Raw genomic sequence first — 26,255 nt, forward strand, 5'->3', positions numbered from 1 at the left:
GGCTTCGCCGTGAGGCATGAGGAATCCGGCTCAGCCTCCGAGAGTGCCGCGGGGGGCGACGCACCTCATGACCCGGAACGCCAGATACGGACAGACACGGAGCCGACCCTCCTGAGAGGGGGTCGACCGGGTGGGCGTGTATCGCGTCACAGCACCGCCTCACAGGCAAGTCTCGTCGGCGACCGACGCCGCGCACAGGGGCCGAAGGGCCCGGCCGGCCTCCTACCGGCCCTCTTGAAGCGGGCCGGCCGTCGCCGCTTCCCGCTCGTCACCGTCACTCGTGGGTGGTCGGCGTGGGTCAGCCGCCGGGCGTGTCTTGTGCGCCGTCGAGGACGTCGAGGACGTCCTCGACGGGTCTGCGAGGCGTCGCCGGTCCGGGAGGTCCGTAGCCGAGGCGCAGCACCATCTGGACCTGACCGCGGCCGCCGACGGGGTCGCGGACGAGCAGGCGGAGGTCCGCGCTTTCCAGGGGGTGGGAGGTCATGGACGTGGCGAGCCCGGCCGATGTCGCCTCCAGCAGGACGCGTTCCAGCGCCTGGCCGGCGACCAGCCAGTCCCCCGGTGTGTCCCCGCGGGTGCTGAGCACGGCCAGCTGGGGGTGTTCCTCGAAGGAGGAGCGGTCGCGGCCTGCGACCCGGTGGCGGCCCGCGAAGTCCCGCAGGAGGGGCTTGCCGTCCCATCGGCTCGGACCGAAGGCGTACTCCGGCACGCCGTCGACGGCGGACCTGGCCGACGCGCCGAACCTGGTCCAGCGGGTCAAGTCCTCGTAGGCGGACGGGTCCAGGCTGTCGCGGCTCTCCGCGTCGTGGACGAGATCCAGCACGGCGTCCACATGCCACGGCCCCGGGAACTGCAGCTCCGCTCCCTCCTGCGCGGCGGCGGCCTGGAGATCGGCCCGGATCCGTGCCGGGACCTCCCTCTCCTCGAAGGGACTCCGGCTCGTGTGCCGCCGGGCGAGCCACGGGTACAGCCGGCGCGGGTCGTCAGCCGCCGGCACGGCGCCGCTCGGGTCCGGGGCGTCGAGGAAACGCACCTCGGCGAGCAGCAGCGGGTCCGCCGGGTCGGGCAGCAACCGGACGCGGGCGTCGAGTCGGGCGTGGGCGGCGGCGACACGCAGGTTGAACAGAGCCGCCCCGCACCCGATGTGCAGGGCCCGGTCCCCCGGGTCGGTGCGGTGCATGGCGCGCCCCGGGTCGGCGAGGAGGTCGAGTACACCTGCCCCGGCCGACCAGCGGAAACTCCACGGCTGTGCGTTGTGCATGGAGGGGGCGGTCGTCGAGTCGGCGACCAGCGCGATCACCGTCCGCACATCGAGCTGTCGTGAGGGCATCGCAGCCTCCTTGCACATCTCCCTCGTGTTCTCCAGTGAACTTGTCCCTTCCGTCCCGTGCACTGAGCCGACCGGCCCGGGGCCCAGGGCCCAGCGGCCCTTCGGTGATCCGGGGCGCAGCGGCCGGAGCGTGGGTGCGAGGGTGTCGTCCGGGCCGAGGCGCCTGGCGAGGTGTCGGGTGACGGCCCCGGTGCCGGGGGCCGACCTCCAGGACGGCGCGGGGCTGCTCGCCGCCGGGGCGGACGTGGCGCATGAGCGCGCGGGAGAGGGCGGCGCCGCTGGGCGCGACGGCTCCGGTGGTCCGGGAGGTGCTGGTGGAACTGCCGGAGGAGGACGAGGGCGTCCGAAAGGGCGGCTGAGGCGGTCTGGGTGGTCATGCGGGTACCTTCCCGAACGGCGCGGGCTCCAGACCGGCGACAGCTGCACACCCGTCCGCAGGGTCGTCGAGGCGAACGAGATCAGAGGCGAGAGGGAGCGGCGCCGAGTGCCCGGCGACAAGGGCGGCAGCCCGCCCCGGCAGGCCGGCGCAGAGGACGAGGGCCGCTCGGCCCGCACCCGTGCCCGGCCGGCCTCTGTGGCGCGGGGACGGGGCGCCGCAGGCTGGGGCCGGGAGCGCGGAGGGAGACGTACGCGATGACCGACACGGAGCAAGCACCGGTGCACGCGCTGCTGACCGACGGCACCACCATCCGGATCCGCCGCTCGAACCCCGGCGACCACGCCGGGGTACTGCACCTCTACGAGGAGATGTCCGACGCGAACCTGCGACTGCGGTTCTTCGCCATCAGCCGTACCTCCGCCCGGCAGGCGGCCGAACGCGTGGCCGCGGCGCCGCGCCCCGGCTACCGCGCCCTGGTCGCCGAGCACGCCGGCCGCCTCGTCGGCCTCGCCGAGTACGAGGCCGACCCGCACGGCTCGACCGCCGACGTGGCGCTGGCGGTCGCCGACGACTGGCACCACCGCGGGGTGGCCACGCTGCTGCTCGAACACCTGGCGGACGCCGCCCGCACCGCGGGCGTCACGGCGTTCACCGCCGACGCTCTGGCCGAGAACCTCGACGTGCTGCGCGTCTTCCACGACCTCGGCCTGCGGGTCACCCGGCGCTACGACGGCCCCGAGGTGCACTGCGTGGTGCGGCTCACCGAGGACGAGAGCTACCTGAGCGCGGTGGACACCCGCGGGCGCCTCGCCGACGTCGTCAGCCTGCGCCCACTGCTGCGCCCGGCCTCCGTCGTGGTGATCGGGGCCGGCCGCAGACCCGGTTCCGTCGGACGCGCGATCCTCCGGAACATCGTCACCGGGGCCTTCACGGGGAGGGTCTTCGCGGTCCATCCGGTCGCCTCCACGATCGCCGGGGTGCACGCCCACCGGTCCGTGGCTGCGCTGCCGCAGGTGCCCGACCTCGCGGTGCTCGCCGTCCCGGCGGCAGCGGTCCCGCAGGTGGCGCGGGAGTGCGGGCAGGCCGGGGTGAGGGCGCTCCTCGTCGTCACGGCCGGTCTCGACGCCACCGGGGCGATGACCCTCATGGAGGTGTGCCGCCGCCACGGCATGCGTCTGGCGGGGCCCAACTGCCTGGGCCTGGCCAACACCGAGGACGGTGTCAGGCTGGACGCCACCTTCGCCGCCCGGCACCCCGGTGCGGGCACGGCCGGGGTCGCCGTGCAGTCGGGCGGCATCGGCATCGCGCTGCTGGAGGGACTGGCCCGTCTCGGTGTCGGCGTGTCGAGTTTCGTCTCGCTCGGCGACAAGTACGACGTCAGCGGCAACGACCTGCTCCAGTGGTGGGAGGCCGACGGGCGCACCGGTCTCGCACTGCTGCACCTGGAGTCCTTCGGCAACCCCCGCGCTTTCTCGCGTACCGCCCGCAGGGTGGCCCGGCGGATGCCGGTGCTCACCGTGGACGCGGGCCGCTCCGAGGCCGGGCGCCGGGCCGCGGCCTCGCACACGGCGGCGGCGGCCACGCCCACGATGACCCGCCAGGCGCTGTTCACCCAGGCCGGCGTCACGGCCACCCGTACCATCGGCGAACTCCTGGACACGGCGGCCCTGCTGCACTCCCAGCCGCTGCCCGCGGGCACCAGGGCAGCCGTCGTCACCAATGCCGGCGGCGCCGGTGTACTGGCCGCGGACGCCTGCGCGGATGCGGGTCTGACCGTACCCGCCCTGCCGGCCGAGTCGGTGCACGCACTGCTGGACCTGCTGCCCCCGGGTGCCGCCGCCACGAACCCGGTGGACGCCACCGCGACGGTCGGTGAGGACCAGTTGCGCGCCTGTGTGGAGCACCTGGTCCGCGGCGCGGCAGTCGACGCCGTCCTGGTCGCGCTCGTTCCGACAGCGGTGGCCGCGGCGATCGGAGAGGACCTGGTCAGGGCGCTCACGGAGGTACCCGGGCCACTGCCACGGCCCCTCGTCGTGGTCCTTCCCGCGCAGCCGGCTCGAGTCGAGCTGTTGCACATGTGCGCCGAGGGCGCCCTGCCCGCCTACAGCGACGCCCAGGACGCCGCGCGTGCGCTGGCCCACGCGGCCGCCCGGGCCCGGTGGCTGGGAACGCCCACCGGCGACGTGGCGGAACTGCCGGACGTCGACAGCGGGCGGGCACGGCAGATCGCCGCCCGTTTCCTTCAGGACAACCCCGAGGGTGGCTGGCTCGATCCGCAGACCGTCTCCGGCCTGCTCGGCTGCTACGGCCTGCCACAGCTCCCCTGGGCCTGGGCGCGCGACGAGGACGAGGCCGTGGCGGCCGCACGACGGCTGGGGGGATCTGACGGGCGCGTGGTGATGAAGGCGTACTGGCCGGGCCTGTTGCACAAGAGCGAGGAGCACGCCCTCCATCTCGACCTGCGGGGTGCCGACCGCGTCAGGGCGGCCCACCGGGACCTGGTGAACCGGTTCGGTGACCGGCTGACAGGTGTGGTCGTGCAGCCACTGGCCGAACGCGGCACCGAACTGTTCGCGGGCGTGGTGCAGGACGAGGTCTTCGGCCCCCTGGTGGTCTTCGGGCTCGGCGGGACCGCGACGGAACTCCTGGCCGACCACGCCGGCCGGCTCGCTCCGCTCACCGACCGCGACGTGCGGGACCTGCTGGCCGGCCCCCGCTGCTCCCCGCTGCTCCACGGCTGGGCGGGCGCCCCGGCCGTCGACCTGGACGGGCTCCAGCAGTTGCTGCACCGTCTGTCACGGATGGCGTGCGACCTGCCGCAACTGGCCGAGGCGGACCTCAACCCGGTGCTGGCCGGACCGCACGGGATCACCGCACTCGACGTGCGCGTCCGTCTTCTCCCGCGCCGCCCCCACGACCCCTATCTGCGCCGCCTGCGCTGAGCGGACGAGCGGACCGCGGCGCGGCAGGCTTGAGACCGAAGGGCCCTCCACGGTGTCCGGGCGGCCCGTCCCCGTTCAAGGACATCATCAACCTCATGGAGCAGTGGAAGGTCAGCGCGCTGCCGGTCCTGGAGGGCGAGGGCCGGGTGATCGGCGTCGTCTCAACGACATCGCCGAGGAGGTACGGCGCGAGGTCGTCTCGCTCCTCTTCCCCGGCCCCACCGGGCAGGTCGGTGTCGAGGTCTGCGACGGGGTGGTGACCCTCACCGGGCACGTGCGGGACACGTCGTTCGTGCCCGTCGCCGCCCGCCTCGTACGCGCAGTCGAAGGCGTGGTGGACGTCGACTGCCGGCTGACGGGCGGGGCCGGACCGCTCGGCCAGGTCTGAATCCGCCCGGTCCCAGCGTCCGGTCCCAACGGGCGGACCGCGGAGTGCGGGCGGACGGCGGGATCCAGCGGAATCTACCGGGGGTGGGAAGGGAACCCGCCTGGGGAGTCCGAGTCCTGGGCGTCATGTCGCGCAGGACCGTCAGGAAGCCCCTTCGGCGGGGGACGCGTGGGTGCTGAGTCCCGCCCCCCGGGAGCCGGGCCCGGCAGGTCTCGTCGGCCCGCCGTCGTCCTCCGCCGGGCCGGTGTGCCGTCGCGACGTCGTGATCGCGGATCGGACGTCCACGACACCTTCGACCGAACGGACGAGCCGCAGGGCCAGGGGCACCACGGCCGCGTCCGCCACCTCGCCGTCCAAGGTGACGACGCCTTCGCACACCCGCACACGCACCGAGTCGAGCGGAACCGGGAACCGGCCGGCGACGACTTGCTCCCGGACCTCCTGCGCGATGGCCTCGTCGCTGCGGAGGAACACCTTGAGGAGATCGGAGCGGCTGACGATGCCGATGAGGATTCCTCGGTCGTCGACGACGGGCAGTCGCTTGACCCGGTGCCGGGCCATCAGCCTGGCGGCCCGGGCGAGGGTCGCGTCGGCGCGGACGGTGACGGCCGGAACGGTCGCCAGGTCCCGCGCGGTCACCGCCCGCGCCCTGACCGCGTGCGGGGAGCCGCCCGGTCGACCCGACCGGTCCGTTTCGCTGTCGCGGAACTCCTCCTTGTGCAGGAGGTCCGCTTCGGAGACGACGCCGGTGACGTGTCCGTCGCCGTCCAGCACCGGCATCGCACTGACGCCCCACCGCCGCATCGTCCGCACGATCTCCTTGAACGTCGCACCGGTCGCGAGGGCGACGACGGTGCCGGTCATCACGTCGCTCACGGTGTACTGGGAGCCCTGCATGGCGTTCTCCGAAATGATCGGCCGATTGATCAGAGGAAGGAACCGAGCCCGTACAGGCTGCAGCCGCCGACCAGTTCACGGCCGGTGACCAACTCGGGTTCGATGCGGATGAAGACCTCCCGGGGCGAGGGCACCCAGGAGGGAGGCCAGTCCGTGACGAGGTGTCCGCGTTCGGCAGGGTCGGTCGTCACGGACGCGGAGCCGGTCACCACGACGCTCCAGCCGGAGTGGGCGACCGTGTCCACCTGGTCCGCCTCGAACGCCACGACCGCGCCGTCGATCGCACGAGCCAGCTCGGAGGCGGCCGCGGTGCGCAGCAGTACCGCGCCGTCGCCGTCCACGCGGAAGTTCACCGGGAGCACCGCGGGCAGGGCGTGCCGCGTGTGTACCACACGGCCGACAGCGGCCGTGACCAGGAACCGCAGGCACTCCTGCCGGTTCAGCTCCCGGAATCCGTCATTGCGGTACATCGGTCGGTCCGCCTCTCTCTTTTCGTGACCATGCGGCCGGCGCACCGCTTCGCCACCGCGCGCCGGCTCACTCGGCCGCGACCACGGGGAGGACCTCGTTCAGACGTAGCCCTTCATAGCGATCCTTGCCCTCTGGGTGCCGGGTCCTGCCGTCGGATTCGCCCGACGTCTCCAGCGTGTGCAGCGTGGCCCCGGTCGCGCATGGGCCGGTCGGCCCCATCGGCCGGCCGACCGGTGCGTGGTCGGCGCTGCGCCGTCCGACTATGGCCTTCGGCTCCTGAGCCGGGACGGCATTCGTCCGGTCCGCGCGTCGATGGCGTTCAGCCTGTCCGTGTGGGTCGAGAGGAAGGCTATGCCGTTCCAGAGGACGGGCACGGTGCCGCCCTGGGGACCCAGGTATCGCTTCCAGCGGCGGGTGCCGGTGGCGAGGTCGACGGCGTACAGGTAGTTGATGCCACGGCCGGAGACGACCCAGCCCGAGGAGCCGCTGAGTGCGATGGCCGAGGCGCCGTCGCGGTTGGCCAACCGCCAGCGGATGTCGCCGGTGGCCGCGTCGACGGCGTAGGAGGCCGGACGGTCCCTGCGGGAGTGTGGCTGCGTGCTGAAGTACACGGTGTCGCCCAGGACCGAGACGCTGCTCCGGATGAGTCCTCCGTAGGCCCGGCTCCACAGGACCTCGCCGTCTTCCGCGCCATGCGCGAACAGCGTCGACTGGACGGCGGCGTAGACGACCCCGTCTGCGACGCACGGGCTGTTGGCCATGCCTACCCACGTGCTGTCGCACGTCACCCGCCACAGGCGGTCGCCCGTGGCGGCGTCGTACGCGGTGAGGGCGCCGACTTCGCTGGTGTGGAAGATCCTTCCGTCGGCGAGGGCTGGATGGGTCATGGCGCGGTCGAAGACGTGGGAACTCCAGAGCAGTTCACCACTGGCGAGGTCCCTCGCGAACAACGTCGCAGGATTGGCACCGCGGTTGTACAACCAGGCGGAGTCCACCCCGTACACCACCCCCTTGTCAGCCACGAGCTGTACCAGACCGTCGCGGCGGTGGCGCCAGTGCTCCTGGCCGTCCTCGGCACCGAGCGCGTAGACCCTCCCTATGTCGTCGGTGACACAGACAACGCCGTCGCTGACCACGGGCGGGGCAAAGCCCATCCGCTCTCCGATCTCGGTGCTCCAGCGCACGGTTCCCGTCAGGGCGTCGAGTGCGTAGCAGACGCCGTCCTTGGAGCAGACGTACACCGTGCCGTCACAGACGGTCGGCGCCTGCAGGTTCCTGTGTCGTCCGGCCCGGAACCGCCAGGGCCGGAAGTCCTGCGGCGCTGTCCCCTCCGGGTAGACACCGTTCCGGGCCGGGCCCCCCTGCAGCATCGCGGTTGAACTCGTCATCGGTTCTTGTCTCCTGGCTGTGGTCAGTTCTCGTGCGGTGGATCTGGGTTCCTGGCACAACTACGCCGATGATCTTCCAACGACCTCCGCTCAGACCGATCTGCTGTCCTGGGCACGAACCAGGCTCAACGGGTCAGGTGAACGAGCGAGGCCGAACGCCAGGCCGAGCCGCGGCTCTCATCACTCAGGGGACGCTCAGCCCGCCGTGCGCCCTTGAGGGGACAGGCCGGGCCGGGCGATCTTTCTCGTCGAACGCCGCTCTCACGGACACCCCCTATGACGTGGCGGTGCAGGGAACCCGGTCTGACCGGGTTGAAGACCTCGCGGGCTGCTTATCGCTCGGGGCATCGGATGATCTCACGGCGGGTCTTGCCCTCCTGGGTGCGGCGTTCGTAGTACGCCTGGGTGCGTGGGTCGTGGCGCAGCCGGGTGAAGACGATGCGGTGCAGGGCAGCCTTCGCCTGACGGTCGCCGCCGTGGCTGAGCCGGCGCGTGCTCCGACGGCCCCGCGGTCCCTCGGCTGATCAGCAAGCCGGCGTCAGGCGGACATAGGGTCGTGGCTGCGGTGCGCACCGCCCGACCCGAAGGACGCGAACACGTGTGGCGCCGGCAGACGATGCGCACCGGACCCGGACGGGCATGCGTCGCGGACATCGACGGCGTCCGACTTGGTGACCGGGTTGCGGGTTGGCGTAGGAGTAGGCGTTCCTCTGGGCCGGGTCGTCGGTGTCGATGACGGGGCCGACCGAGAGGAAGCGTCCGAGTGCGGGGGCGTGTTCGCGGACGCCGAGGTGGACCAGGCCGGTGGGATCGCTTGGTGCCGCCGACGACGCCGCGGGTTACGGGGTGGTCCCGCTCTGGGTGGAACGGGTCTCAGCGAAAGGAAGCCGCTCGCGGCGGATGATGACGAGGGTGGACCCACGGTGACCGCACCGCGGTTCATCAGGGCCGGCAGGACGGCCGGACCCTGAGCAGTTCGGTCCTCAGCACGGGCGCGCCGTCGACAGGCGCCGGTTCCTGCGCGGTCGGCTCGATTCCGCCGGCAGCGATCTTGTCGAGCGTCTTCAGGCCGGCGGCGCCGACCGTGCCGAACACCGTGTAGTCCGGTCGCAGCGCGGAGTCTCCGTAGACGACGAAGAACTGCGAACCGTTCGTGTCCGGCCCGGCGTTGGCCATCGCCAGCAGACCGCGCCCGTAAAGGCGACGGACGCCGGTCGGATCGCTCGGTGCCGGCGGCAGGTCCACCGGCAACTCGTCCTTGTACTCGTACCCCGGCCCGCCCTCGCCGGTGCCGGTCGGGTCGCCGCACTGCAGGACCTTCAGCGTCGGGTACGCGGTCAGCCGATGGCACACCGTACGGTCGTAGAACCGGTGCCGCGCCAGGTGCACGAAGCTCTGTACCGTGCACGGCGCCTCCGCCCGGTCCAAACGCAGCGGGAGCGGCCCCTGGCTCGTCGGGACAGCCATGTCGACCGTGCCGTGACCGGGGGTGTGCCGCGGGTCGGGCGGCAGGGGAACCGGTCGCGCCGCCGGCTCGTCCGGTGTCCGGGTGTACTGACAGGGACCGTGCGTGGTGCGCGGCGGGGCATCGGAAGCGGAGGCGGTGGTGCTGCCCCCGGACACGGCCAACGCCGCTGCCGCCAATGCGGTCATGAGAGCTCGGTTCATCCTGCACACCCTCCAAAAGCCCGTCAGATTCCGGAGCGGTCGCAGTCTAGAGCGCGGCCGCGCGAGCGAGTACCCGTCCGCCGGCCCCATCCGCTCCCGGCCTCCGGCCCGGCCGCAGGCCACTCGTTCGGATGCGGCACCGCGTCGGCCGGCGGATGAGAGCGTCCACCCGGTGCACGATTCTCCGGGATTTCCTCGCCGAACTTACTCTCCGGGCGTGTCCAGGCCGGTCAGGGCGCCGACCGGGTCCAGGTCCGGGGTGCCGCGGGGCCACCAGTCGTCGCGGCCGGGTTCGGACTCGTAGGCGTACCAGAGGTGGTCCTTGCCCAGGCGGAGCTGGAGCCGCCCGGCGGGGTGGGTGAGACGGTTGCGCCAGGGGCGGAAGGCGGGCAGGTCGGCGGCGAGGAGCAGGGGGCGGGCCCGGTCGAACCGGCCGGCCGGCGGGTCCCAGGACTCCTCCAGGACGGCGAGCCCTTCCGCACCGCCCTGCCGCCAGGCGGCCACCGCGCGGGCCAGCTCCGCCGGGGTGCGCCCGGTCGCGGAGGCGAGCGCGGCGTACAGGGAGCGGGTGGCGGCGGTCAGGCCCGACCCGGGGCGGGCCGCGGCGAGGCGTACCGCGTCCTGCCACAGGGTCAGCCCGCCGACGGGGTCGCGGCCCGTGGTGAGCAGGGCGTGGGCGCGTACGGCCGCGTCGGTCGCCAGCTGGTCCAGCGCGAACGGGTCCGGGCCGCCGGGGGCCGCCGGGTACACCGGGGGCTGCTCGGGGTGCGCCGGGGGCGGCAGCGGGGCGGGGAGCGGCTGCGGGCGGCGCGCCAGGGCGTCGGCGGCGCGCACGCCCGGGAGCGCTTCCGGCTCGCGCTCCTGGGCGGCCCTCGCGGCGCGGGCCGCGCTGCGCCGGGACAGCGCGTCCAGCAGTTCGCGCTCGCCCCGGCCGCGGAGCAGCAGCAGGACGAACGGGTCGGCGTCCAGCAGCCGCGCCGTCTGGTAGCACAGGGCCGCCCCGTGCTTGCAGGGGTGACCGCGGTCGGGGCAGGAGCAGCGTGCCTCCAGGTCGTGCGGGCCGGGGAGCAGCGGGACCCCGCACCCGGTCAGGGACTGCGGCATCTCCTTGTCGAGGAGCGCGGCGATGTGGGCGGGCTGCTCGGCGGCGGCGTCGAGGAAGCGGTCCCATTCCGCGTCGTCCAGCGTCCGCAGCCGCACCTGGACACGGTACGGACGCGGACGGCTGCCCTGCACGTACGCCAGCACGAGGCCGGGCGTCACGGTGATCGCGTCGACGTGTCCCGTCTGCGCGTAGGCGCGCCCGCGGGCCAGCCGCGCGGCGTCCAGCGCGCCCTCCTCCAGGGCGGTGGTCCACGCCTCGCCCCACCAGGTCCCGGCGGAGCCGGAGTCCCCCGGGGCGGGGGCCGGGAGCGCGGGGAAGGTGCGCCGGAGTTCCCCGTCGCGGCGGGGCGAGGCCATGCTGCCGGGGGCGCGCAGAGCGGCGGAGGCGGGAGCAGGGGCCGGGGCAGGGGCCGGGGCCGGGGCCGGGGCAGGGGCCGGGGCCGGGGCCGGGGCCGGGGCCGGGGGCATGGTGGCACCGGTCTCGGTGCGGGTTTCCGTGCGGGTGGCCGGGCCGGTCTGCGTACCGGTTCCGGCGCGGGTCGCCGTGCCGGTGCCTGCGGGAGTTGCCGGGCCAGTGCCTGGGCAGGTCTCCGTGCCGGTACGGGAACGGGCCTCCCCGTGAGTCTCCGTGCCGGTCCCGGGACAGCCCTCCCTGCCCGTTTCCGCGCGCCCTTCCGTCCTGGCCCCCGGGCGGGCCCCCGCGCGAGTCTCCGTGCCGGCCCCTGCGCCGGTCTCCGCGTCGTGCTGGATGTCGGGCTCCGCGCCGGGGCCGGTGGTGGTGGGTGCGGTGGGCCTCGGGGCCCGTTCCGGGGTGGTGGGGAGAGACTCCCCGGCCTCTCCCGTCGCCGCGTCGTCCGGCCTGGGGCCGGTCGCCCCCTCGCTCGCCGCTTCGGCGTGCGCGTCGGATGTCTCGTCCGCCGTCCGCACTCCCGGCGGCATCCGGAAGGACCGCCCGAGGAGCTCCGCCACGGTGCGGACGGTGGCGCCGGGGCCGTCGCCGGTCCTGCTGCCGCCGGCCTGGCGCACGGAACCACGAGGCGCGCTGATCGGCGCCGGGGAGCGTTCCGACGGGCGGGCCTCTCGCGCGGCCCGGGCCGTACGGGAGGCACGGGGGCGGGGTTTCGCCGCTCCCCCGGCCGGGGCGGGGCGGTCCTCTTCCCCCTCCGTGCCGCTGCCGCCGCCGCTGCGGGCCCGGGCGGCGCGCAGGGCCTCGCGCGCCACGTCGGCGGGCCGGGGTGCGGCGGTGCTCACCGGCGCGGGGTCCGGGGTGGTGGACGCCGGGGTGGTGGGCGCCTGCGCGGTGGGCGCCTGCGTGGTGGCGGGGGCGGGCTGCTGCTGCGGGCCCGGCGGCGGCGCCGTACGGCGCAGGGCCGCGCGCGCCGCGTCGCCCGGGCGAGGTGGCTGTTCCCTCTCCCTCTCCTTGTCCGGCTCGGTCCGCTCCTTCGCAGCCGGCCGCACGGCCGTCTGCGGCGTGGGGATGCCCGCGGTCGGCGTGTCCGTCGGCGGCCGGTGGCCCCGTGCCGCCCGCAGCGCCTCGCGGGCCGCGTCGCCGGGGCGGGGCGGCTGGGGACGGCCGGCCGGCGTCCGCACGGTGGGGGCCGGTGCGGCGGCCCGCGCATCGGCGCCCGGGGCGCTGCCGCTGGTCAACGGCGTCGGCTCCTCACGGTGGTCCGCGCCGTCCTCCCGCACGGGCGCGGTGCCCTCCCCCTCGTCCGGCTGAGGAGAACCGGGCTGCCCGGCCGCAGCCGGCTGGAGGGAACCGGGCTGCTCGGCCCCGCCCGGCTGAGAAGGGCCGGCCCGCTCGGCCCCAGCGGGCTGCGGCCGCTCGGTCCGCTCGGCCGCGTCCGTCTGCTCCGCCGCGCTCATCAGGCCCCCCTCCGCAACGACACCAGGTCGGACAGTTCCCGGTCGGAGAGTTCGGTGAGGGCGGACTCGCCGGAACCGAGGACGGCTTCGGCCAGGGCGCGCTTGGCGGCCAGCATCTCGGCGATACGGTCCTCGACGGTGCCCTCGGTGATCAGGCGGTGGACCTGGACGGGCTGGGTCTGGCCGATGCGGTAGGCGCGGTCGGTGGCCTGTTCCTCGACCGCCGGGTTCCACCAGCGGTCGAAGTGGACGACGTGGCCCGCGCGCGTGAGGTTGAGGCCGGTGCCGGCCGCCTTCAGGGAGAGGACGAGGACGGGGGTGGCGCCTTCCTGGAAGCGGTCCACCATGCGTTCGCGCTCGGGGACCGGGGTGCCGCCGTGGAGGAGGTCGACGGGGACCGCGCGGGCGGTGAGGTGGGCGGTGATCAGGCGGGCCATGCCGACGTACTGGGTGAAGACCAGGGCGGAGCCGTCCTCCGCGAGCACGGTGTCCAGCAGCTCGTCGAGCAGCGAGAGTTTGCCCGAGCGGGCCGCCAGGCGGTCGCCGCCGCCCGGGTGCGTGCCGTCCTTCAGGTAGAGGGCCGGGTGATCGCAGATCTGCTTGAGCGAGGTCAGCAGCTTCAGGACCAGGCCGCGGCGGGCGATGCCGTCGGCGGTCTCGATGGCGAGCAGGGACTCGCGCACCACCGCCTCGTACAGCGCGGCCTGCTCGCGGGTGAGCGGGACCGGGTGGTCCGTCTCGGTCTTGGGCGGCAGCTCGGGGACGATGCCGGGGTCGGACTTCCTGCGGCGCAGCAGGAAGGGGCGCACCAGGCGGGCGAGCCGTTCCACGGCCTGGTCGTCCTCGCCGTTCTCCACGGCGCGCGCGTGGCGGGCGCGGAAGGACGTGAGGGGGCCGAGGAGGCCGGGGGTGGTCCAGTCGAGGAGGGCCCAGAGTTCGGAGAGGTTGTTCTCCACGGGGGTGCCGGTCAGGGCGACCCGGGCGGGCGCGGGGATGGTGCGCAGGGCCTTGGCGGTCGCGGAGTGGGGATTCTTGACGTGCTGTGCCTCGTCGGCGACGACCATGCCCCAGGGCCGGCCGGCGAGCAGGGGCGCGGCCGAGCGCATGGTGCCGTACGTGGTGAGGACGAAGCCGTCCTCGAGGCCGTCCAGGGTGCGGTCGGGGCCGTGGAACCGGCGGACGGGCACGCCGGGTGCGAACCGGGTGATCTCCCGCTGCCAGTTGCCCAGCAGCGAGGCCGGGCAGACCACCAGCGTGGGCGCGCGGTGGTCCCGCTTGAGGTGCAGGGCGATGAGGGTGACGGTCTTGCCGAGGCCCATGTCGTCGGCGAGGCAGCCGCCGAGGCCGAGGGAGGTCATGAGGTCGAGCCAGGCGAGGCCGCGCAGCTGGTAGTCGCGCAGGGTGGCGTGGAGGCCCGGGGGCGGCTCGGCGGGGCGTACGCCGGCGGTGATGCGGTCCCGCAGCGCGGCGAGGGCTCCGGCCGGCACGGCCTCGACGGTCTCGCCGTCGACCTCGGCGGTGCCGGTGAGGGCGACGGAGAGCGCGTCGACCGGGTCGAGCAGGCCCAGGTCGCGCTTGCGGGCCCTGCGGACCAGGGCGGGGTCGACGAGGACCCAGCGGTCCCTCAGCCGGACCACCGGGCGGTGGGCTTCGGCGAGGGTGTCCATCTCGGCCTCGGTGAGCGGGTCGCCGCCGAGCGCGAGCTGCCAGCGGAACCGCAGCAGTTCCTCGCTCTCGAAGAAGCCGGTGCCGTCGGTTGCGGAGCCGGGCGCGGGCCGCACCACGGCGGTCGCGGTGAGGTCGTGCGCCAGGTCGCGGGGCCAGTGCACGGCGACGCCGGCCGCCGCGAGCCGGGTCGCGGCGGCTCCGAGCAGGTCGCTCACCTCCGGCTCGGACAGGGCCAGGACGTCGGGTACGTCCTGTTCGCCGAGCCGGTCCAGCGGCGGCCAGACGCGGGCCGCGCGCCGCACGGCCAGGGCGGCGTCCACGCGCGCGCGGGGGCCGAACGCCGTGTCGGCCTCGCCCGCCCACAGGGCCGCTGCGTCGGCGACGAGGGTGGGGTCGGCGAGGCTGTGCACCTGGACGATCGCCGCGCCGGCGCGGCGGGCCGGCTCCGTGTCGTCCGCGTCGCCCGCCGGGCCCGCGTCGAAGAGGTCGTGGGCGGACAGGTCCAGGCGCAGCGAGATCCGCACACCGGCGTCCATGCCCGCGGCGACCTCGGCGGCCCAGTCGTGGGCGGCGGGGAGGTGCTGGGCCGCGCGGTGCGCGAAGGGCCTGCCCGCGGTGTGCGGTGCGGCGGGGGTGCGGGGCAGGGTGTCGGCGACGGCGTCGAGGAAGGCGCGCAGGAGTGCCTCGGGCTGCGGCAGCCGGAGCGGGCCGGGGCCGGGCAGCGGCACGGCATGGCCCTCGTGGGGCAGGGCGGCGGCGATGGCGCGCAGGTGGGCGAGGTCGTCGGGGTCGAGCGGGCCCGCGCGCCAGGCGTCGTGTCCGGTGGCGGTCAGGCCGGGCAGCAGGCGTCCGCGCGCGGTGAGCCGCAGCGCGTGCAGGGCGGCGGCGCCCCAGCAGGCCGTGGCGGGGTGGGCGGCGGGGTCGTGGCGGGCGCGCACGAGGTGGGGCAGGGCGACGTCGAGCGGGAGGGACAGGGCGGGGGCGGTGCGGCGGCGGGCGGCGGCGCCGTGCGGTCGCACCACCGTGAGGGTCGTGCGCACGGGCGGGGCGCCGGGGGCGGGCGGGGTGGGGTCGGCCGGGCCGTCGGGCGTCTCCCCTTCCGGGTCCCACAGGAGGATGCGGCCCTGGCGCGGCAGCGGTGCGGGCACGAAGACGGCGGGCAGGCGGAGCGGGACGGCCTGCCCGGCTCCGGTCGTCCCCGTCCCGCTCGTCCCGGTGACGGGCCGCCCCGTCCCGCTCGCCTCCGCCGAGGTCGTCCCGGCCACGGCCATGTCGCTCATCCGTCCTGTCACCTCCCGCTCGTCGGTCGAGTCAGCCGTCTTCGACTCTACGGGCGGGGTCTGACAATCGGCTCCGGCCCGGGCGCCGGGGCCCTCGCGCGGCCGCCGGGAGGGTCCCGCGGCCGGGGCCGGCGGCAGGGGCCGGGCGCGGGTCAGGGGACGGTCCGGGAGACGACGTAGACCATCGGCAGCACCGGATCCGACAGGTTCACGATGACGTCCTGGCTGGGTGCCGGGTTCTCCTGGCTGTGGCTGAGGCCCCACCAGGGGCCGGGACCCTTGAAGTTCCAGCCGGTGACGTCGCGGTCGCGGCGGCTGAAGGTGATGTCGCCCTTCTTGAGGTCGCTCCGGTTGACCCCCATGGCCTCGAGGAAGGTGTCGAGACCGGGCTGGGTGGTCCGGAACTGGACGTAGAGGCGGCTGGTCCTCCAGTTGTTCGTCTCGTAGGAGGCGACCCGGTCGGCGGGGTGCGGGATCGGCACCTGGTAGAGGCGGCGCTGGACCTTGGCCGGGTAGGTGGGGGTCAGGCCGGTCGCGGCGTACTTGGCTTCCTTGTCCTTGCCGCTGTCGCGGCTCTGGGCGGCGGAGATGACCAGGTAGCCGGCCGGGACGCCGATCAGCAGCATGATGATCAGCAGGGTCAGGGCCCGGCGGCGGTTGCGCCGGCGGCGGTCCTCGGCCGGCCGGGACGGCGGTTCGTCCGGTGCCGCCGCCTGGCGGGGCAGGGACATCGTCACAGCGTCTCCCGGGCCGCACGCCTGGCCTGCGCGTACTGCTCGTGGCGCTCGACCCGGCGGCGCTTGGCGCGCCGGAAGCGGCGGGCGACCAGGCGGGCGAGATCGGCGGCGCCGACCATGCCGGCCTCGGGGCCGAGCTGCGCCCGGACGATGCGGGCCTCGGGGCGGTAGCCGCGGCCGGTGAGCTGGCGTTTGAAGGCGTCGCGGGCCGGACCGATGAGCAGGTCGTCGGCCGCGGACACCCCGCCGCCGATGACGAAGCAGGACGGGTCGAGGGCGGCGGCCAGGTTGGCGATGCCTACGCCGAGCCACTGGCCGATGTCCTGGAGCAGTTCGACGCACATGGCGTCGCCCTCGCGGGCCAGCTCGGTGATCATCGGACCGGTGATGTCGGGGATGTTGCCCTTGACGTGCTCGATGATGCCGTAGGCGACCGGGGAGTCGGCGGCGGCCAGCTCCCGGGCCTCGCGCACCAGGGCGTTCCCGGAGCTGTACTGCTCCCAGCAGCCGCGGTTGCCGCAGGGGCAGCGGTGGCCGCCGGGCACGACCTGCATGTGCCCGAACTCGCCGGCGACGCCGAACTTGCCCCGCTTGACCTGGCCGTCCTCCAGGATGGCCCCGCCGATGCCGGTGCCGAGCGTGATCATGACGAGGTGGTCCTCGCCGCGGCCGGCGCCGAAGCGCCACTCGGCCCAGGCGGCGGCGTTGGCGTCGTTGTCGACCAGGACGGGCACCGACAGGCGTTCGGAGAGGCGGTCGCGCAGCGGCTCGTTGCGCCAGGACAGGTGGGGCGCGAACAGCACGCGGTTGCGGTCGGCGTCGACCCAGCCGGCCGCGCCGATGCCGACGGCGTGCACGTCGTGCCGGTCGGACAGGTCCAGGACCAGTTCCACGATGGTGTCCTCGACGACCTTCGGGCTCTTGGACTTGTCCGGGGTCTCCGTGCGGAGCCTCTCCAGGATGTTGCCGTCGGCGTCGACGACGCCCGCCATAACCTTGGTGCCGCCGATGTCGATGCCGACCGTCGGGACACGGGGCGCCGTCAGGTGGGAACGGCGCTCACGGGTGCCCACGGTGCGCAGGACCGTGGCTCGGCGGGAACCGATGGGGGCGGTGAGGTCGCGGTAGGTGCTCATCGGCCCCGATTCTGCCGCACGCCCGGTAAGGGTGCTGTATCGGCACCGGCGGTCCGGCGCCCCGGGCGTGCGGCACGCGCGCGCGTGGGGACGTCGCGCGCGGCGGCCGGCACGCTTCAGGAAGTGCCCTTTTCGGCTGCGGAGGTGGCCTTTTCGAGTTCGTGGCGGAGGTCGTCGAGTTCGCTGCCGCCGGCCATCTGCCGGGTCAGCTCCTCCAGGGTGGTCTCCTCACGTGTGTGATGTCCCACCATCGTGCCCCTCTTGAGGAGCACGAACCTGTCCCCCACCAGATACGCGTGGTGCGGGTTGTGGGTGATCAACACGACGCCCAGGCCCTCGTCGCGTGCCGCGGCCACATATTTCAGCACCACGCCCGACTGCTTGACGCCGAGCGCCGCCGTCGGCTCGTCGAGGACGAGGACCTTGGCGCCGAAGTGGACCGCGCGGGCGATGGCCACGCACTGGCGTTCGCCGCCCGAGAGGGTGCCGATGGGCTGGTCGACGTCCCTCAGATCGATGCCCATGCGCAGCAGTGCCTCCCGGGTGGTGCGGCGCATGAGGTCGACGTCCAGGCGTTTGAAGGGGCCGGCGCCCTTCCTGGGTTCGGAGCCCAGGAAGAAGTTCCGCCACACCGGCATCAGGCCCACGACGGCCAGGTCCTGGTAGACGGTCGCGATGCCGCGGTCCAGGGCCTCACGCGGGGAGGCGAGCCGTGTCTCCTCCCCGGCGATGCGCAGGGTGCCGCCGTCGTGCTGGTGCAGTCCGGCGATCATCTTGATCAGCGTCGACTTGCCGGCGCCGTTGTCGCCGAGCACGCAGGTGATCTCCCCGGCGTGCACCTGCAGGGAGACGCCTTCGAGGGCGCGGACGGTGCCGTAGTGCTTGCTGACGTCGGACAGCTCCACGAGCGGGGTGCGTTCGGTGGTGCCGGTCATGTGGTGGCCTCCGCCCGCTTGCGGACCCAGGCGTTGAGCAGGGTCGCCAGGAGCAGCATCGCTCCGAGGAAGAACTTGAACCAGTCGGGGTTCCACTCGGCGAAGACGATGCCCTTGCTGGTCATGCCGAACAGGAGTGCGCCGACCGCCGAGCCGACGGCGCTGCCGTAGCCGCCGGTGATCAGGCAGCCGCCGATGACGGCGGCGATGATGTAGATCAGCTCGTTGCCGACGCCCTCGCCGGACTGGACGGCGTCGAAGGAGAAGAGCAGGTGCTGGCCGGAGATCCAGGCGCCGAGGGCCACGCCCATGTACAGGCCGATCTTGGTCCTGGTGACCGGTACGCCGACCGCGCGGGCGGCGTCCTGGTTGCCGCCGACGGCGAAGATCCAGTTGCCGGTGCGGGTGCGCAGCAGGATCCAGGAGGCGACGGCGACCAGGGCGAGCCACCACAGGACGGTGACCTTGAAGTCGACGCCGCCGACGGTGAACGTGGAGGCGAAGACGGCGTGCGCGGCCGGGAAGCCCTCCATGTCGCCGATGGTCTTGGTGGAGACGGTGTCGTCGATCAGCTTGGTGAAGCCGAGGTTCATGCCGGTCAGCATCAGGAAGGTGCCCAGGGTGATGATGAAGCTGGGCAGCTTGGTGCGGGTCAGCATGAAGCCGTTGAACGCGCCGATCGCGAGGGTGACCAGCAGGGAGACGCCGACACCGACCCAGACGTTCGCCGTCATCTGGTAGCTGAACATCGAGGAGACCAGCGCCGAGGAGGTCACCATCACGCCCGCGGACAGGTCGAACTCGCCGCCGATCATCAGCAGGGCGACGGGGACGGCCATGATGCCGATCGTCGAGGACGCGTACAGCACCGTGCTGAGGCTGGAGGCGCGCACGAAACCGTCGGCGGCGAGGGCGAAGAAGACGAAGACGGCGATCGCGCCGACGACCGAGCCCAGCTCGGGCCGGGAGAGCAGGGTCCGCAGCGGGGAGGCGCCCAGCAGCCGTTCGTCGGTGCCGGATCCGGTCCGCTCCGAGGTGGCGCTCATCGGGTGCCCCGCTTCGTGTACTCCTCCAGGGCGGCGGCCTGGTCCTTGGTGACGATCTGCGGGCCGGTGAGCACCGGCTTGCCGCCGCCGAGGACGTCGCTGTTGTACTTGTACAGCCACAGCAGGTCGACGGCCTGGTAGCCCTGGAGGTAGGGCTGCTGGTCGACGGCGAAGCCGAGGGTGCCGTCCTTCAGCTCGGCGGCGACCTTGGCGTTCAGGTCGAACGTGTCGACCTCGGCCTTGCTGCCCGCGTCCGCCCTCGCCTTGACGGCCGTGTCCGCGTAGGGGGCGCCGAGGGTGACGACCGCGTCGACGGACTTGTCCGCCTGGAGCTTGGCTCCGATCGCGGACTGCACGTCGGGCATGTTGGTGCCGTTGACGTAGAGGTTCTCGACCTTGCCCGAGAAGGTCTTCGCGACACCGGCGCAGCGCTGCTCGTGGCCGACGTTGCCCTGCTCGTGCAGGACGCACAGGACCTTCTTCCTGCCGCGCTTGTCCAGTTCCTCGCCGACGGCCTCGCCGGCGACGGTCTCGTCCTGGCCGATGTGGGTGAGCGCGCCGAACGCCTTGGACTCGGCGGAGCCGGAGTTCACCGTCACCACCGGGATGCCGGCCTTCTCGGCGCGGGCCACGGCGGCCTTCATGGCGTCGGGTTTGGCGAGGGTGACGATGATGCCGTCGACCTTCTTGTCCACCGCCGCGTCGACGAGCTGCGCCTGCTGCTGGGCCTCGTCGTCGTGCGAGTACAGGAAGTTGATGTTGTCCTTGACGGCTGCCTGCTTGGCGCCGTTCTGCACGATGTCCCAGAAGGTGTCGCCGTCACCGGAGTGGGTGATCATCGCGAAGGTCCAGCGGGGCGTGTTCACCGCCGCCCTGCCCTGGGCCGCCGCGGCCTTACGGGCGTCCTCCGCCCGCTTGCCGCCGGTGCTGCTGCATCCCGCGAGGGACAGCGACAGTGCCCCTGCGAGGGCGATGCCTACCCAGGTTGGAAACCGTGCCACGAGGCTGTGCCCTTCTAACTGTGTTCGAACGTACGCGCGGGGCCGACGACACACCCATCAGCCCCGAACATCGCATTATCGGATATCTACAAGTGAAGGCAAGCGGCCGGGGGCCGTGAACCGGCCGCCTTGTCCGGACATTGTGACGACCGGTGCCCCCGGCCAGGGCTCACACCCGCTTCCCCCCGGGGCCCCCGGGGCCGCTCCTGTCACCCCTGGTCACCCTCGGGTCGCTCCCGGCTCAGGACCGTACGAGCAACTGGAACTCGAAAGAGTAGCGGGACGGGCGGTAGGTGTGCGTGCCGAACTCGACCGCCCGGCCCGTGGCGTCGAAGGTGGTGCGCTGCATGGTGAGCAGGGGGGCACCCTCCGCCTCGCCGAGCCGCTCGGCCTCGGAGGGGGTGGCGGCGCGGGCGCCGATGGACTGACGGGCGCTGTGCAGGGTGATCCCGGCGGAGCGCATCAGCCGGTACAGGCCGGTCGTCTCCAGCTGCGCGGTGTCCGGGTCGAGCAGGCCGGCGGGCAGGTGGTTGACCAGGTACGCCATCGGCTCGCCGTGTGCGAGCCGCAGCCGTTCCACCCGGTGCACGTCGGCGCCCTCGGTCACCCCGAGGGCGGCGGCGACCTCGGCGGACGCGGGGACGACCGTGTTCACCAGGACCGTGCTCGTCGGGCGCTGCCCGGCCGCCTCCAGGTCGTCGTAGAGGCTGCTCAGCTCCAGCGGACGCTTGACCTGGCTGTGCACGACCTGGGTGCCGACCCCGCGGCGGCGCACCAGCAGCCCCTTGTCGACGAGCGACTGGATGGCCTGGCGGACGGTGGGGCGGGACAGACCGAGCCGCGCGGCCAGCTCGATCTCGTTGCCCAGCAGACTGCCGGGAGTGAGGGCGCCCTGTTCGATCGCCGCCTCCAGCTGCTGCGACAGCTGGTAGTACAACGGCACGGGGGAACTCCGGTCGACACTCAGCGCGAGCGACAGGGTGGGGTCCGCATCTGGTCTGGGCACGGCCCGAGCCTAGCCCGGCGACCGGTTGACGGGAAGTCGTGTAGTCAGTTTGTCCGGACATATGGAGGGGCGGCGTCCGGAGTCGCCCCCACCTTGTTCCTCCGGACCGGCGGGACCGGCCGACGGGCTGCTCATCGCCTGTCGGACCGCTCCCGGCCCGGTGCCCGGCCCGCGCGGTCCGCCCGCCGTCCCGGCCCGGCTACCGCGCGCCCGGTCGGCGGGCGGGGTGCCCGGTCGGCGGGCCCCGGGGCGGCCGCGGCCGGCTACCAGCGCACCGGCAGGCTCCGGGTGCCCCGGATGAGCATGCCCGGCAGCCACTCCCCCGGCGGGCCGTCGAGCGCCAGGCCGGGCGCGCGCCGCAGGAGCGTGCGCAGGGCCGTACGCGCTTCCATCCGGGCCAGGGGCGCGCCCACGCAGAAGTGGATGCCGTGGCCGAAGGCGAGGTGGCCCTGGGTGTCGCGGCGGAGGTCGAAGCGGTCCGCGGCCGGATAGCGGGCGCCGTCCCGGTCGGCCGCGGCGAGGCCGATCAGCACCGGCTCACCGCGCGCGATGGCGGTGCCGCCGATCTCCAGCGGCTCGGCCGCGTACCGGAAGGTGGCGTTCTCCACCGGGCCCTCGTAGCGCAGCGTCTCCTCGACGACGGCGTCCACCAGGCCGGGATCGGCCCGCACCTCGGCGAGTTGCGCCGGGTGCCTGAGCAGGGTGTGGACGCTGTTGGTGATGAGGTTGACCGTCGTCTCGTGGCCCGCGATGAGCAGCAGGAAGGCCATGCCGCGCAGTTCCTGGGGGGAGAGCCGGTCGCCGTCCTCCGCGGTGGTGCGGATCAGCGCGCCGAGCAGGTCGTCGGCGGGGCCGGCGCACCGCTTGTCCTCGATCAGGTCGGTGAGGTAGGCGGCGAGCCGGTCCACGGACCGCACGAAGCCGTCCTCGCTGGTGGGGGCGACGAACTCGTTGGACATCTCCCGGAACGCGGCCCGGTCCATCTCGGGCACGCCCAGCAGCTCGCAGATGACCGTGATCGGCAGCGGGTAGGAGAACGCCTCCACGAGGTCCGCGCGCCCCAGCGGCAGCATCGCGTCCAGCAGTTCGTCGGTGATCGCCTGGATCCTGGGCCGCAGTGCCTCCACGCGGCGCGCGGTGAAGGCGCGGGTGACCAGGGAGCGCAGCCGCGTGTGCTGCGGCGGGTCCGCTGTCAGCAGGTGCTTGCCGATCACCTCCTCCTCGACGGGCCGCACGTCGAGGCCCGCGACGTCCTTCGCGAGCCGGGGGTCGGCGAGGGCGGCACGCGCCTCCTCGTACCCGACGACGAGCCAGGTGTCGTAGGACTCGGGCGGGGGCAGTCGCACGCGGTGGACCGGGCCCCGTTCCCGCAGGTGCGCGTAGACGGGGTGGGGGTCGTCCCTGAACCCCTCGCCGTACTCCGCCAGGTCGATCACGTCTGCCATCTCGGCTCCCCTCCGGAGCGCGTACGCCACCCGTCGCCCCGTGCCCGGACAACGACCGGCGGCGGCGCGAAGTGCCCATGGTGCTGTGACCGCGAAGGTTCACCGGCTCGCGACGCCCGGCACGGCGCCTCGCCGCACCGGACCAAAGCCCGGGCGACGACGGGAAGGTGACGACAGGACCTGCTAGGAAGCGTCCTCTTCGAGGAGTCCGGCGTCATGGGCGAGCAGCGCGATCTGCACACGGTTGTTCAGGCCGAGTTTGGCGAGGATGCGGGAGACGTGGGTCTTGACGGTGGCGACGCTCATGAAGAGGTCGGCGGCTATCCGGGCGTTGGCCAGTCCCTGCCCGACGCGGACGGCGACCTCGCGTTCGCGGTCGTTGAGTGCGGCCATCCGCTCACGCGCGCGGGAGCGCCGTCCGTCGCCCGCGGCCCCGGCCGCGTGCCGCATCAACTGGCGTGTGACGGTGGGCGAGAGCACGGGGTCACCGGCCGCCACCCGGCGCACCGCCTCGACGATCTCGGCGGGCGGGGTGTCCTTGAGGACGAAGCCGGCGGCGCCGGCGCGCAGCGCCCTCAGCACCTGCTCGTCGGCGTGGAAGGTGGTCAGGACCACGACCTGCGGTGCCTTCGGGCGGGCGCGCAGCCGTTCCGTGGCCGTCAGGCCGTCCACGCCCGGCATGCGCACGTCCATGAGGACGACGTCCGGCCGGGTGCGTTCGGCCAGCGTCTGCGCCTCGCCGCCGTCGGCCGCCTCACCGACGATCTCGATGTCGTCGGCGCCTCCCATCATGAAGGACAGCCCCGCCCTCACCAGGGGGTCGTCGTCGACGAGGAGCACTCGGATCACGGTCATGGGCCCAGCCAACCAAACGGCCCGGCCCGCGGCCACACCGGCTCACCGCCCCGCGGCGCGGGGGCGCGGCGGGCGTCCGGCGGTGGCAGCATGGCCGTTCATGCGTGCTGCCTACATCGAAGAGCTGGGTCCGCCCGAGGTCATCCGCTGGGGTGAGCTGCCGCCGCCCGTGCCGGGAGCCGGTGAGGTGCTGGTGGACGTGCTGGCCACGGCGGTGGACCCGGTGGACACGTTCGTGCGCTCGGGGGTCTTCCGTACGCCGCTGCCGTTCCCGTTCGTGGTCGGGCGCGACCTCGTGGGCACGGTGGCGTCGCCCGGGTCGGGGTTCGCGGCCGGCGAGACGGTGTGGTGCAACAGCCTCGGCCACGACGGGCGGCAGGGAGCGGCGGCGGAACAGGCCGCCGTGCCGGCCGGCCGCCTCTACCGGTTGCCCGCCGGGGTGCGGCCCCAGGAGGCGGTGGCCGTGTTCCATCCCGCCGCCACCGCGTACCTGGCGCTGTTCACCCACGGCGGGCTGCGGGACGGGGAGACCGTCCTGGTCGGCGGGGCGGGCGGCAACGTGGGGAGCGCGCTGGTGGAGCTGGCGGCGTGCGCGGGGGCGCGTGTCCTGGCCACGGCCGCGCCCCGCGACCACGACCACGTGCGCTCCCTGGGCGCGGCGGAGGTCGTGGACTACCGGGCGGAGGACCTCGGGGAGCGGCTCGCCGCCCTGGCTCCGGACGGGGTGGACGTCCATGTCGACACCTCGGGCCGCAACGACCTGCGGGCCGCGGTCGCCCTCCTCGCCCGCCGGGGCCGCGTCGTCCTGCTGGCCGGGGCCCGGGACGAGGCCACCCTGCCGGTCGGGCCGCTCTACATGAAGGACGGTTCCCTGCGCGGCTTCGCCATCTCCCACGCGACGGTCGCCGAGCTGGCCGCGGCGGCGGAGGCGGTCAACGAACGGCTTGCCCGGGGCGGCCTGCGGCCCCGCGCGGTGGAGTACGCCCCGCTGAGCGAGACGGCCCGCGTGCACCGGCGCGTGGAGCGCGGCGAACTGCATGGACGGCGCGTGGTCCTGCTGCCCTGACGGGCCGGGCGGGAGGCCGGGGGTACGGGGGCGGGGGCTGTGAGCACGTCCGGCGGCGGACCGAGCGTGCGCTGGGCGCGCGGGGCGCGCTCGGGAGCAGGGGGCGACGTGCGCGCCGACGTACGCGCGTGCGTGCGCGCCGCCGTACGCAGGTCAGTGCCGCGTGCGCGCCACCGTATGCCGGTCATCGCCCCGGGACGGGCCGCGTTCCCTTCGCGGCGGCTGCGGCCCGCCCTCGGGCCAGCCCTTTCCGGGCCGCCCCGGGCGTTCCGGCCCGACGGACGTGCGCCCCCGTCAGGCCGGCCACGGCAGGAGGGCCCGCACCTCGAAGCCGCCGTCCGGGCTCGGCCCGTGGCGCAGGGTGCCACCGGCCAGGGCGGCGCGTTCGGTGAGGCCGATGAGGCCCTGCCCGGAGCCGGGGACGTGCGGCACCTCCCCCTCGGGCGGCGGGTTGCGCACGTGGACGGCGAGGTCCTGCCCGGCGCCGCCGGTGACGGTCACGGTCACCTCCGCGCCGGGGGCGTGCTTGCGGGCGTTGGTCAGGGCCTCCTGGGCGATGCGGTACGCGGTGCGGCCGACGGAGGCGGGCACGGCGGCCGGGTCGACGACCTGACCGGTCAGCGTCACCTTCATGCCGGCCTCGCGGGACTCGGCGACCAGGGCGTCCAGCGCGGCCAGGGTGGGCTGCGGGCGCCCCGCGTCCTCGGAGTCCCCGGCGCGCAGGACGCCGATGATCTCCCGCAGGTCCTGCAGGGCCTCGTGCGCGCTCTCCCGGATGACCCCGGCGGCCCGCACGATCTCCTCGCGGGGCGCGTCGGGCCGGAACTCCAGCGCGCCGGCGTGCACGCTCAGCAGGGTCAGCCGGTGCGCGAGGACGTCGTGCATCTCCCGGGCGATGGCCTCCCGGGCGAGCCGCTGCGCCTGCTCGGCGCGCAGCCGTGCCTCCGTCTCGGCCCGCCGCGCCCGGTCCCGCAGGCTCAGCATGAGCTGCCGCTTGGACCGTACGAACATCCCCCAGCCGATGACCGACAGGGTGAGCAGCACGGCGAAGACGACGATGCCCGGATACGGCAGGTCGGGGTCCGGCCGCAGCCAGTAGAAGAGCGGGATCAGCGCGAGCTGGGCGCCGCCCACCCAGACCACGTACCGGAAGGGGCGGTGCACGGTGAGGGTGAAGAGGGCGACGACGACGGCACCGCCCGCGGTGTTCGAGACCACGCCGATGGGGATCATGGCGACGGCCAGCCCCAGGGGCCAGCGGCGGCGCAGCCAGACCGCAGCGCAGGCCAGCGCCCCGACCACCTGGTCGGTGACGGCCAGGACCCGCGGCAGGTTCTGCTCGTGGGGCAGGGAGTTGACGGCGCTGATGCCGATGAGTACGGCCAGGAAGAAACAGGAGAAGTCGACGAACCAGTCGCGGGCGGTGCGCCGGGTCCGGCCGGTGCGCCCCTCCTCGGGGTCGAGTCCGTCGGCCACGGCGGAGGGCAGCCACCACCGCCGTCCGGCGCGCACCGTCGGTTCCTGCATCGTCCCGTCTGCTGTCACAGTCGACAAATCTACGCAACGGGGAGAGGCCTCCGCCGCGCCCGGAGCACTTCCGCGACCGAAGTCGCGGCGCGGGCGACCTTCGGCTCTCCGTCCCGGACG

The 26,255-nt window shown here is 74.2% G+C and carries 17 protein-coding genes and 3 pseudogenes; 3 read left to right on the forward strand and 17 right to left on the reverse strand.

Features of this window, described 5'->3' with window-relative positions; genetic code table 11:
* Positions 1–298 precede the first annotated feature (298 nt).
* The gene (locus tag AC6I72_RS05930) at positions 299–1,330 is read right to left on the reverse strand and encodes an Acg family FMN-binding oxidoreductase (RefSeq protein ID WP_497999810.1); all 1,032 of its coding nucleotides are present in this window, start codon (positions 1,328–1,330) and stop codon (positions 299–301) included.
* A gap of 633 nt (positions 1,331–1,963) precedes the next feature.
* Here AC6I72_RS05930 and AC6I72_RS05935 point away from each other — a divergent pair.
* Both AC6I72_RS05935 and AC6I72_RS05940 read left to right on the forward strand, forming a co-directional pair.
* Complete coding sequence (locus AC6I72_RS05935) at positions 1,964–4,651, forward strand: bifunctional acetate--CoA ligase family protein/GNAT family N-acetyltransferase (RefSeq protein WP_497999811.1); 2,688 nt, start codon at positions 1,964–1,966, stop codon at positions 4,649–4,651.
* A 95-nt stretch (positions 4,652–4,746) separates the two neighbouring features.
* Positions 4,747–5,039: pseudogene (locus AC6I72_RS05940) on the forward strand (BON domain-containing protein).
* 141 nt (positions 5,040–5,180) lie between these two features.
* Here AC6I72_RS05940 and AC6I72_RS05945 read toward each other — a convergent pair.
* The 15 genes and pseudogenes from AC6I72_RS05945 to AC6I72_RS06015 form a co-directional block, all read right to left on the reverse strand.
* Positions 5,181–5,936, reverse strand: coding sequence for a CBS domain-containing protein (locus AC6I72_RS05945; protein ID WP_497999812.1), 756 nt, complete (start codon positions 5,934–5,936; stop codon positions 5,181–5,183).
* Positions 5,937–5,965: 29 nt separating this feature from the next.
* On the reverse strand, positions 5,966–6,406 hold the full coding sequence (locus AC6I72_RS05950; protein ID WP_497999813.1) for a pyridoxamine 5'-phosphate oxidase family protein: 441 nt from the start codon (positions 6,404–6,406) through the stop codon (positions 5,966–5,968).
* A 261-nt stretch (positions 6,407–6,667) separates the two neighbouring features.
* Positions 6,668–7,795 carry an outer membrane protein assembly factor BamB family protein gene (locus tag AC6I72_RS05955; protein WP_497999814.1) on the reverse strand — a complete coding sequence of 376 codons (1,128 nt, stop codon included), beginning with the start codon at positions 7,793–7,795 and terminating at the stop codon, positions 6,668–6,670.
* A gap of 332 nt (positions 7,796–8,127) precedes the next feature.
* Positions 8,128–8,283 (reverse strand): annotated as a pseudogene (locus tag AC6I72_RS05960) (IS110 family transposase); the annotation flags it as partial.
* A 454-nt stretch (positions 8,284–8,737) separates the two neighbouring features.
* Positions 8,738–9,262: a peptidylprolyl isomerase gene (locus AC6I72_RS05965; protein ID WP_497999815.1), complete on the reverse strand. Its 525-nt coding sequence runs from the start codon at positions 9,260–9,262 to the stop codon at positions 8,738–8,740.
* Positions 9,263–9,667: 405 nt separating this feature from the next.
* A pseudogene (locus AC6I72_RS05970) lies at positions 9,668–10,939 on the reverse strand (SWIM zinc finger family protein); the annotation flags it as partial.
* 1,493 nt (positions 10,940–12,432) lie between these two features.
* Positions 12,433–15,381, reverse strand: a complete 2,949-nt coding sequence (locus AC6I72_RS05975; protein ID WP_497999816.1) for an SCO1167/SCO6262 family helicase — start codon at positions 15,379–15,381, stop codon at positions 12,433–12,435.
* Between the two features lie 152 nt (positions 15,382–15,533).
* On the reverse strand, positions 15,534–16,118 hold the full coding sequence (locus AC6I72_RS05980) for a sugar kinase (protein ID WP_497999817.1): 585 nt from the start codon (positions 16,116–16,118) through the stop codon (positions 15,534–15,536).
* A complete protein-coding gene (locus tag AC6I72_RS05985; RefSeq protein ID WP_366725388.1) occupies positions 16,115–17,254 on the reverse strand; it encodes an ROK family glucokinase in 1,140 nt (379 codons plus the stop codon). Before AC6I72_RS05985 ends, AC6I72_RS05980 begins: the two co-directional genes overlap by 4 nt.
* A 116-nt stretch (positions 17,255–17,370) precedes the next feature.
* A complete protein-coding gene (locus tag AC6I72_RS05990; protein WP_497999818.1) occupies positions 17,371–18,189 on the reverse strand; it encodes an ATP-binding cassette domain-containing protein in 819 nt (272 codons plus the stop codon).
* Positions 18,186–19,235: an ABC transporter permease gene (locus tag AC6I72_RS05995; protein ID WP_497999819.1), complete on the reverse strand. Its 1,050-nt coding sequence runs from the start codon at positions 19,233–19,235 to the stop codon at positions 18,186–18,188. The genes AC6I72_RS05990 and AC6I72_RS05995 overlap by 4 nt, the downstream gene beginning before the upstream one ends.
* A complete protein-coding gene (locus tag AC6I72_RS06000) occupies positions 19,232–20,236 on the reverse strand; it encodes a sugar ABC transporter substrate-binding protein (RefSeq protein WP_497999820.1) in 1,005 nt (334 codons plus the stop codon). The genes AC6I72_RS05995 and AC6I72_RS06000 overlap by 4 nt, the downstream gene beginning before the upstream one ends.
* Positions 20,237–20,477: 241 nt before the next feature.
* Positions 20,478–21,215 (reverse strand): GntR family transcriptional regulator, encoded by a 738-nt coding sequence (locus AC6I72_RS06005; protein WP_498004607.1) that lies wholly within the window; start codon positions 21,213–21,215, stop codon positions 20,478–20,480.
* A 290-nt stretch (positions 21,216–21,505) separates the two neighbouring features.
* Positions 21,506–22,687, reverse strand: coding sequence for a cytochrome P450 family protein (locus tag AC6I72_RS06010; RefSeq protein WP_497999821.1), 1,182 nt, complete (start codon positions 22,685–22,687; stop codon positions 21,506–21,508).
* A gap of 183 nt (positions 22,688–22,870) precedes the next feature.
* Positions 22,871–23,542 (reverse strand): response regulator, encoded by a 672-nt coding sequence (locus AC6I72_RS06015; RefSeq protein WP_497999822.1) that lies wholly within the window; start codon positions 23,540–23,542, stop codon positions 22,871–22,873.
* Between the two features lie 100 nt (positions 23,543–23,642).
* Between AC6I72_RS06015 and AC6I72_RS06020 the strand changes: the two genes are divergently transcribed.
* Positions 23,643–24,608 carry an NADPH:quinone reductase gene (locus tag AC6I72_RS06020; protein WP_497999823.1) on the forward strand — a complete coding sequence of 322 codons (966 nt, stop codon included), beginning with the start codon at positions 23,643–23,645 and terminating at the stop codon, positions 24,606–24,608.
* Positions 24,609–24,902: 294 nt separating this feature from the next.
* On the opposite strand, the gene AC6I72_RS06025 is transcribed toward AC6I72_RS06020, so the two are convergent.
* The gene (locus tag AC6I72_RS06025) at positions 24,903–26,135 is read right to left on the reverse strand and encodes a sensor histidine kinase (RefSeq protein WP_498004608.1); all 1,233 of its coding nucleotides are present in this window, start codon (positions 26,133–26,135) and stop codon (positions 24,903–24,905) included.
* Between the last annotated feature and the right edge of the window lie 120 nt (positions 26,136–26,255).

The sequence above is a fragment of the Streptomyces sp. Xyl84 genome, from assembly GCF_059731885.1.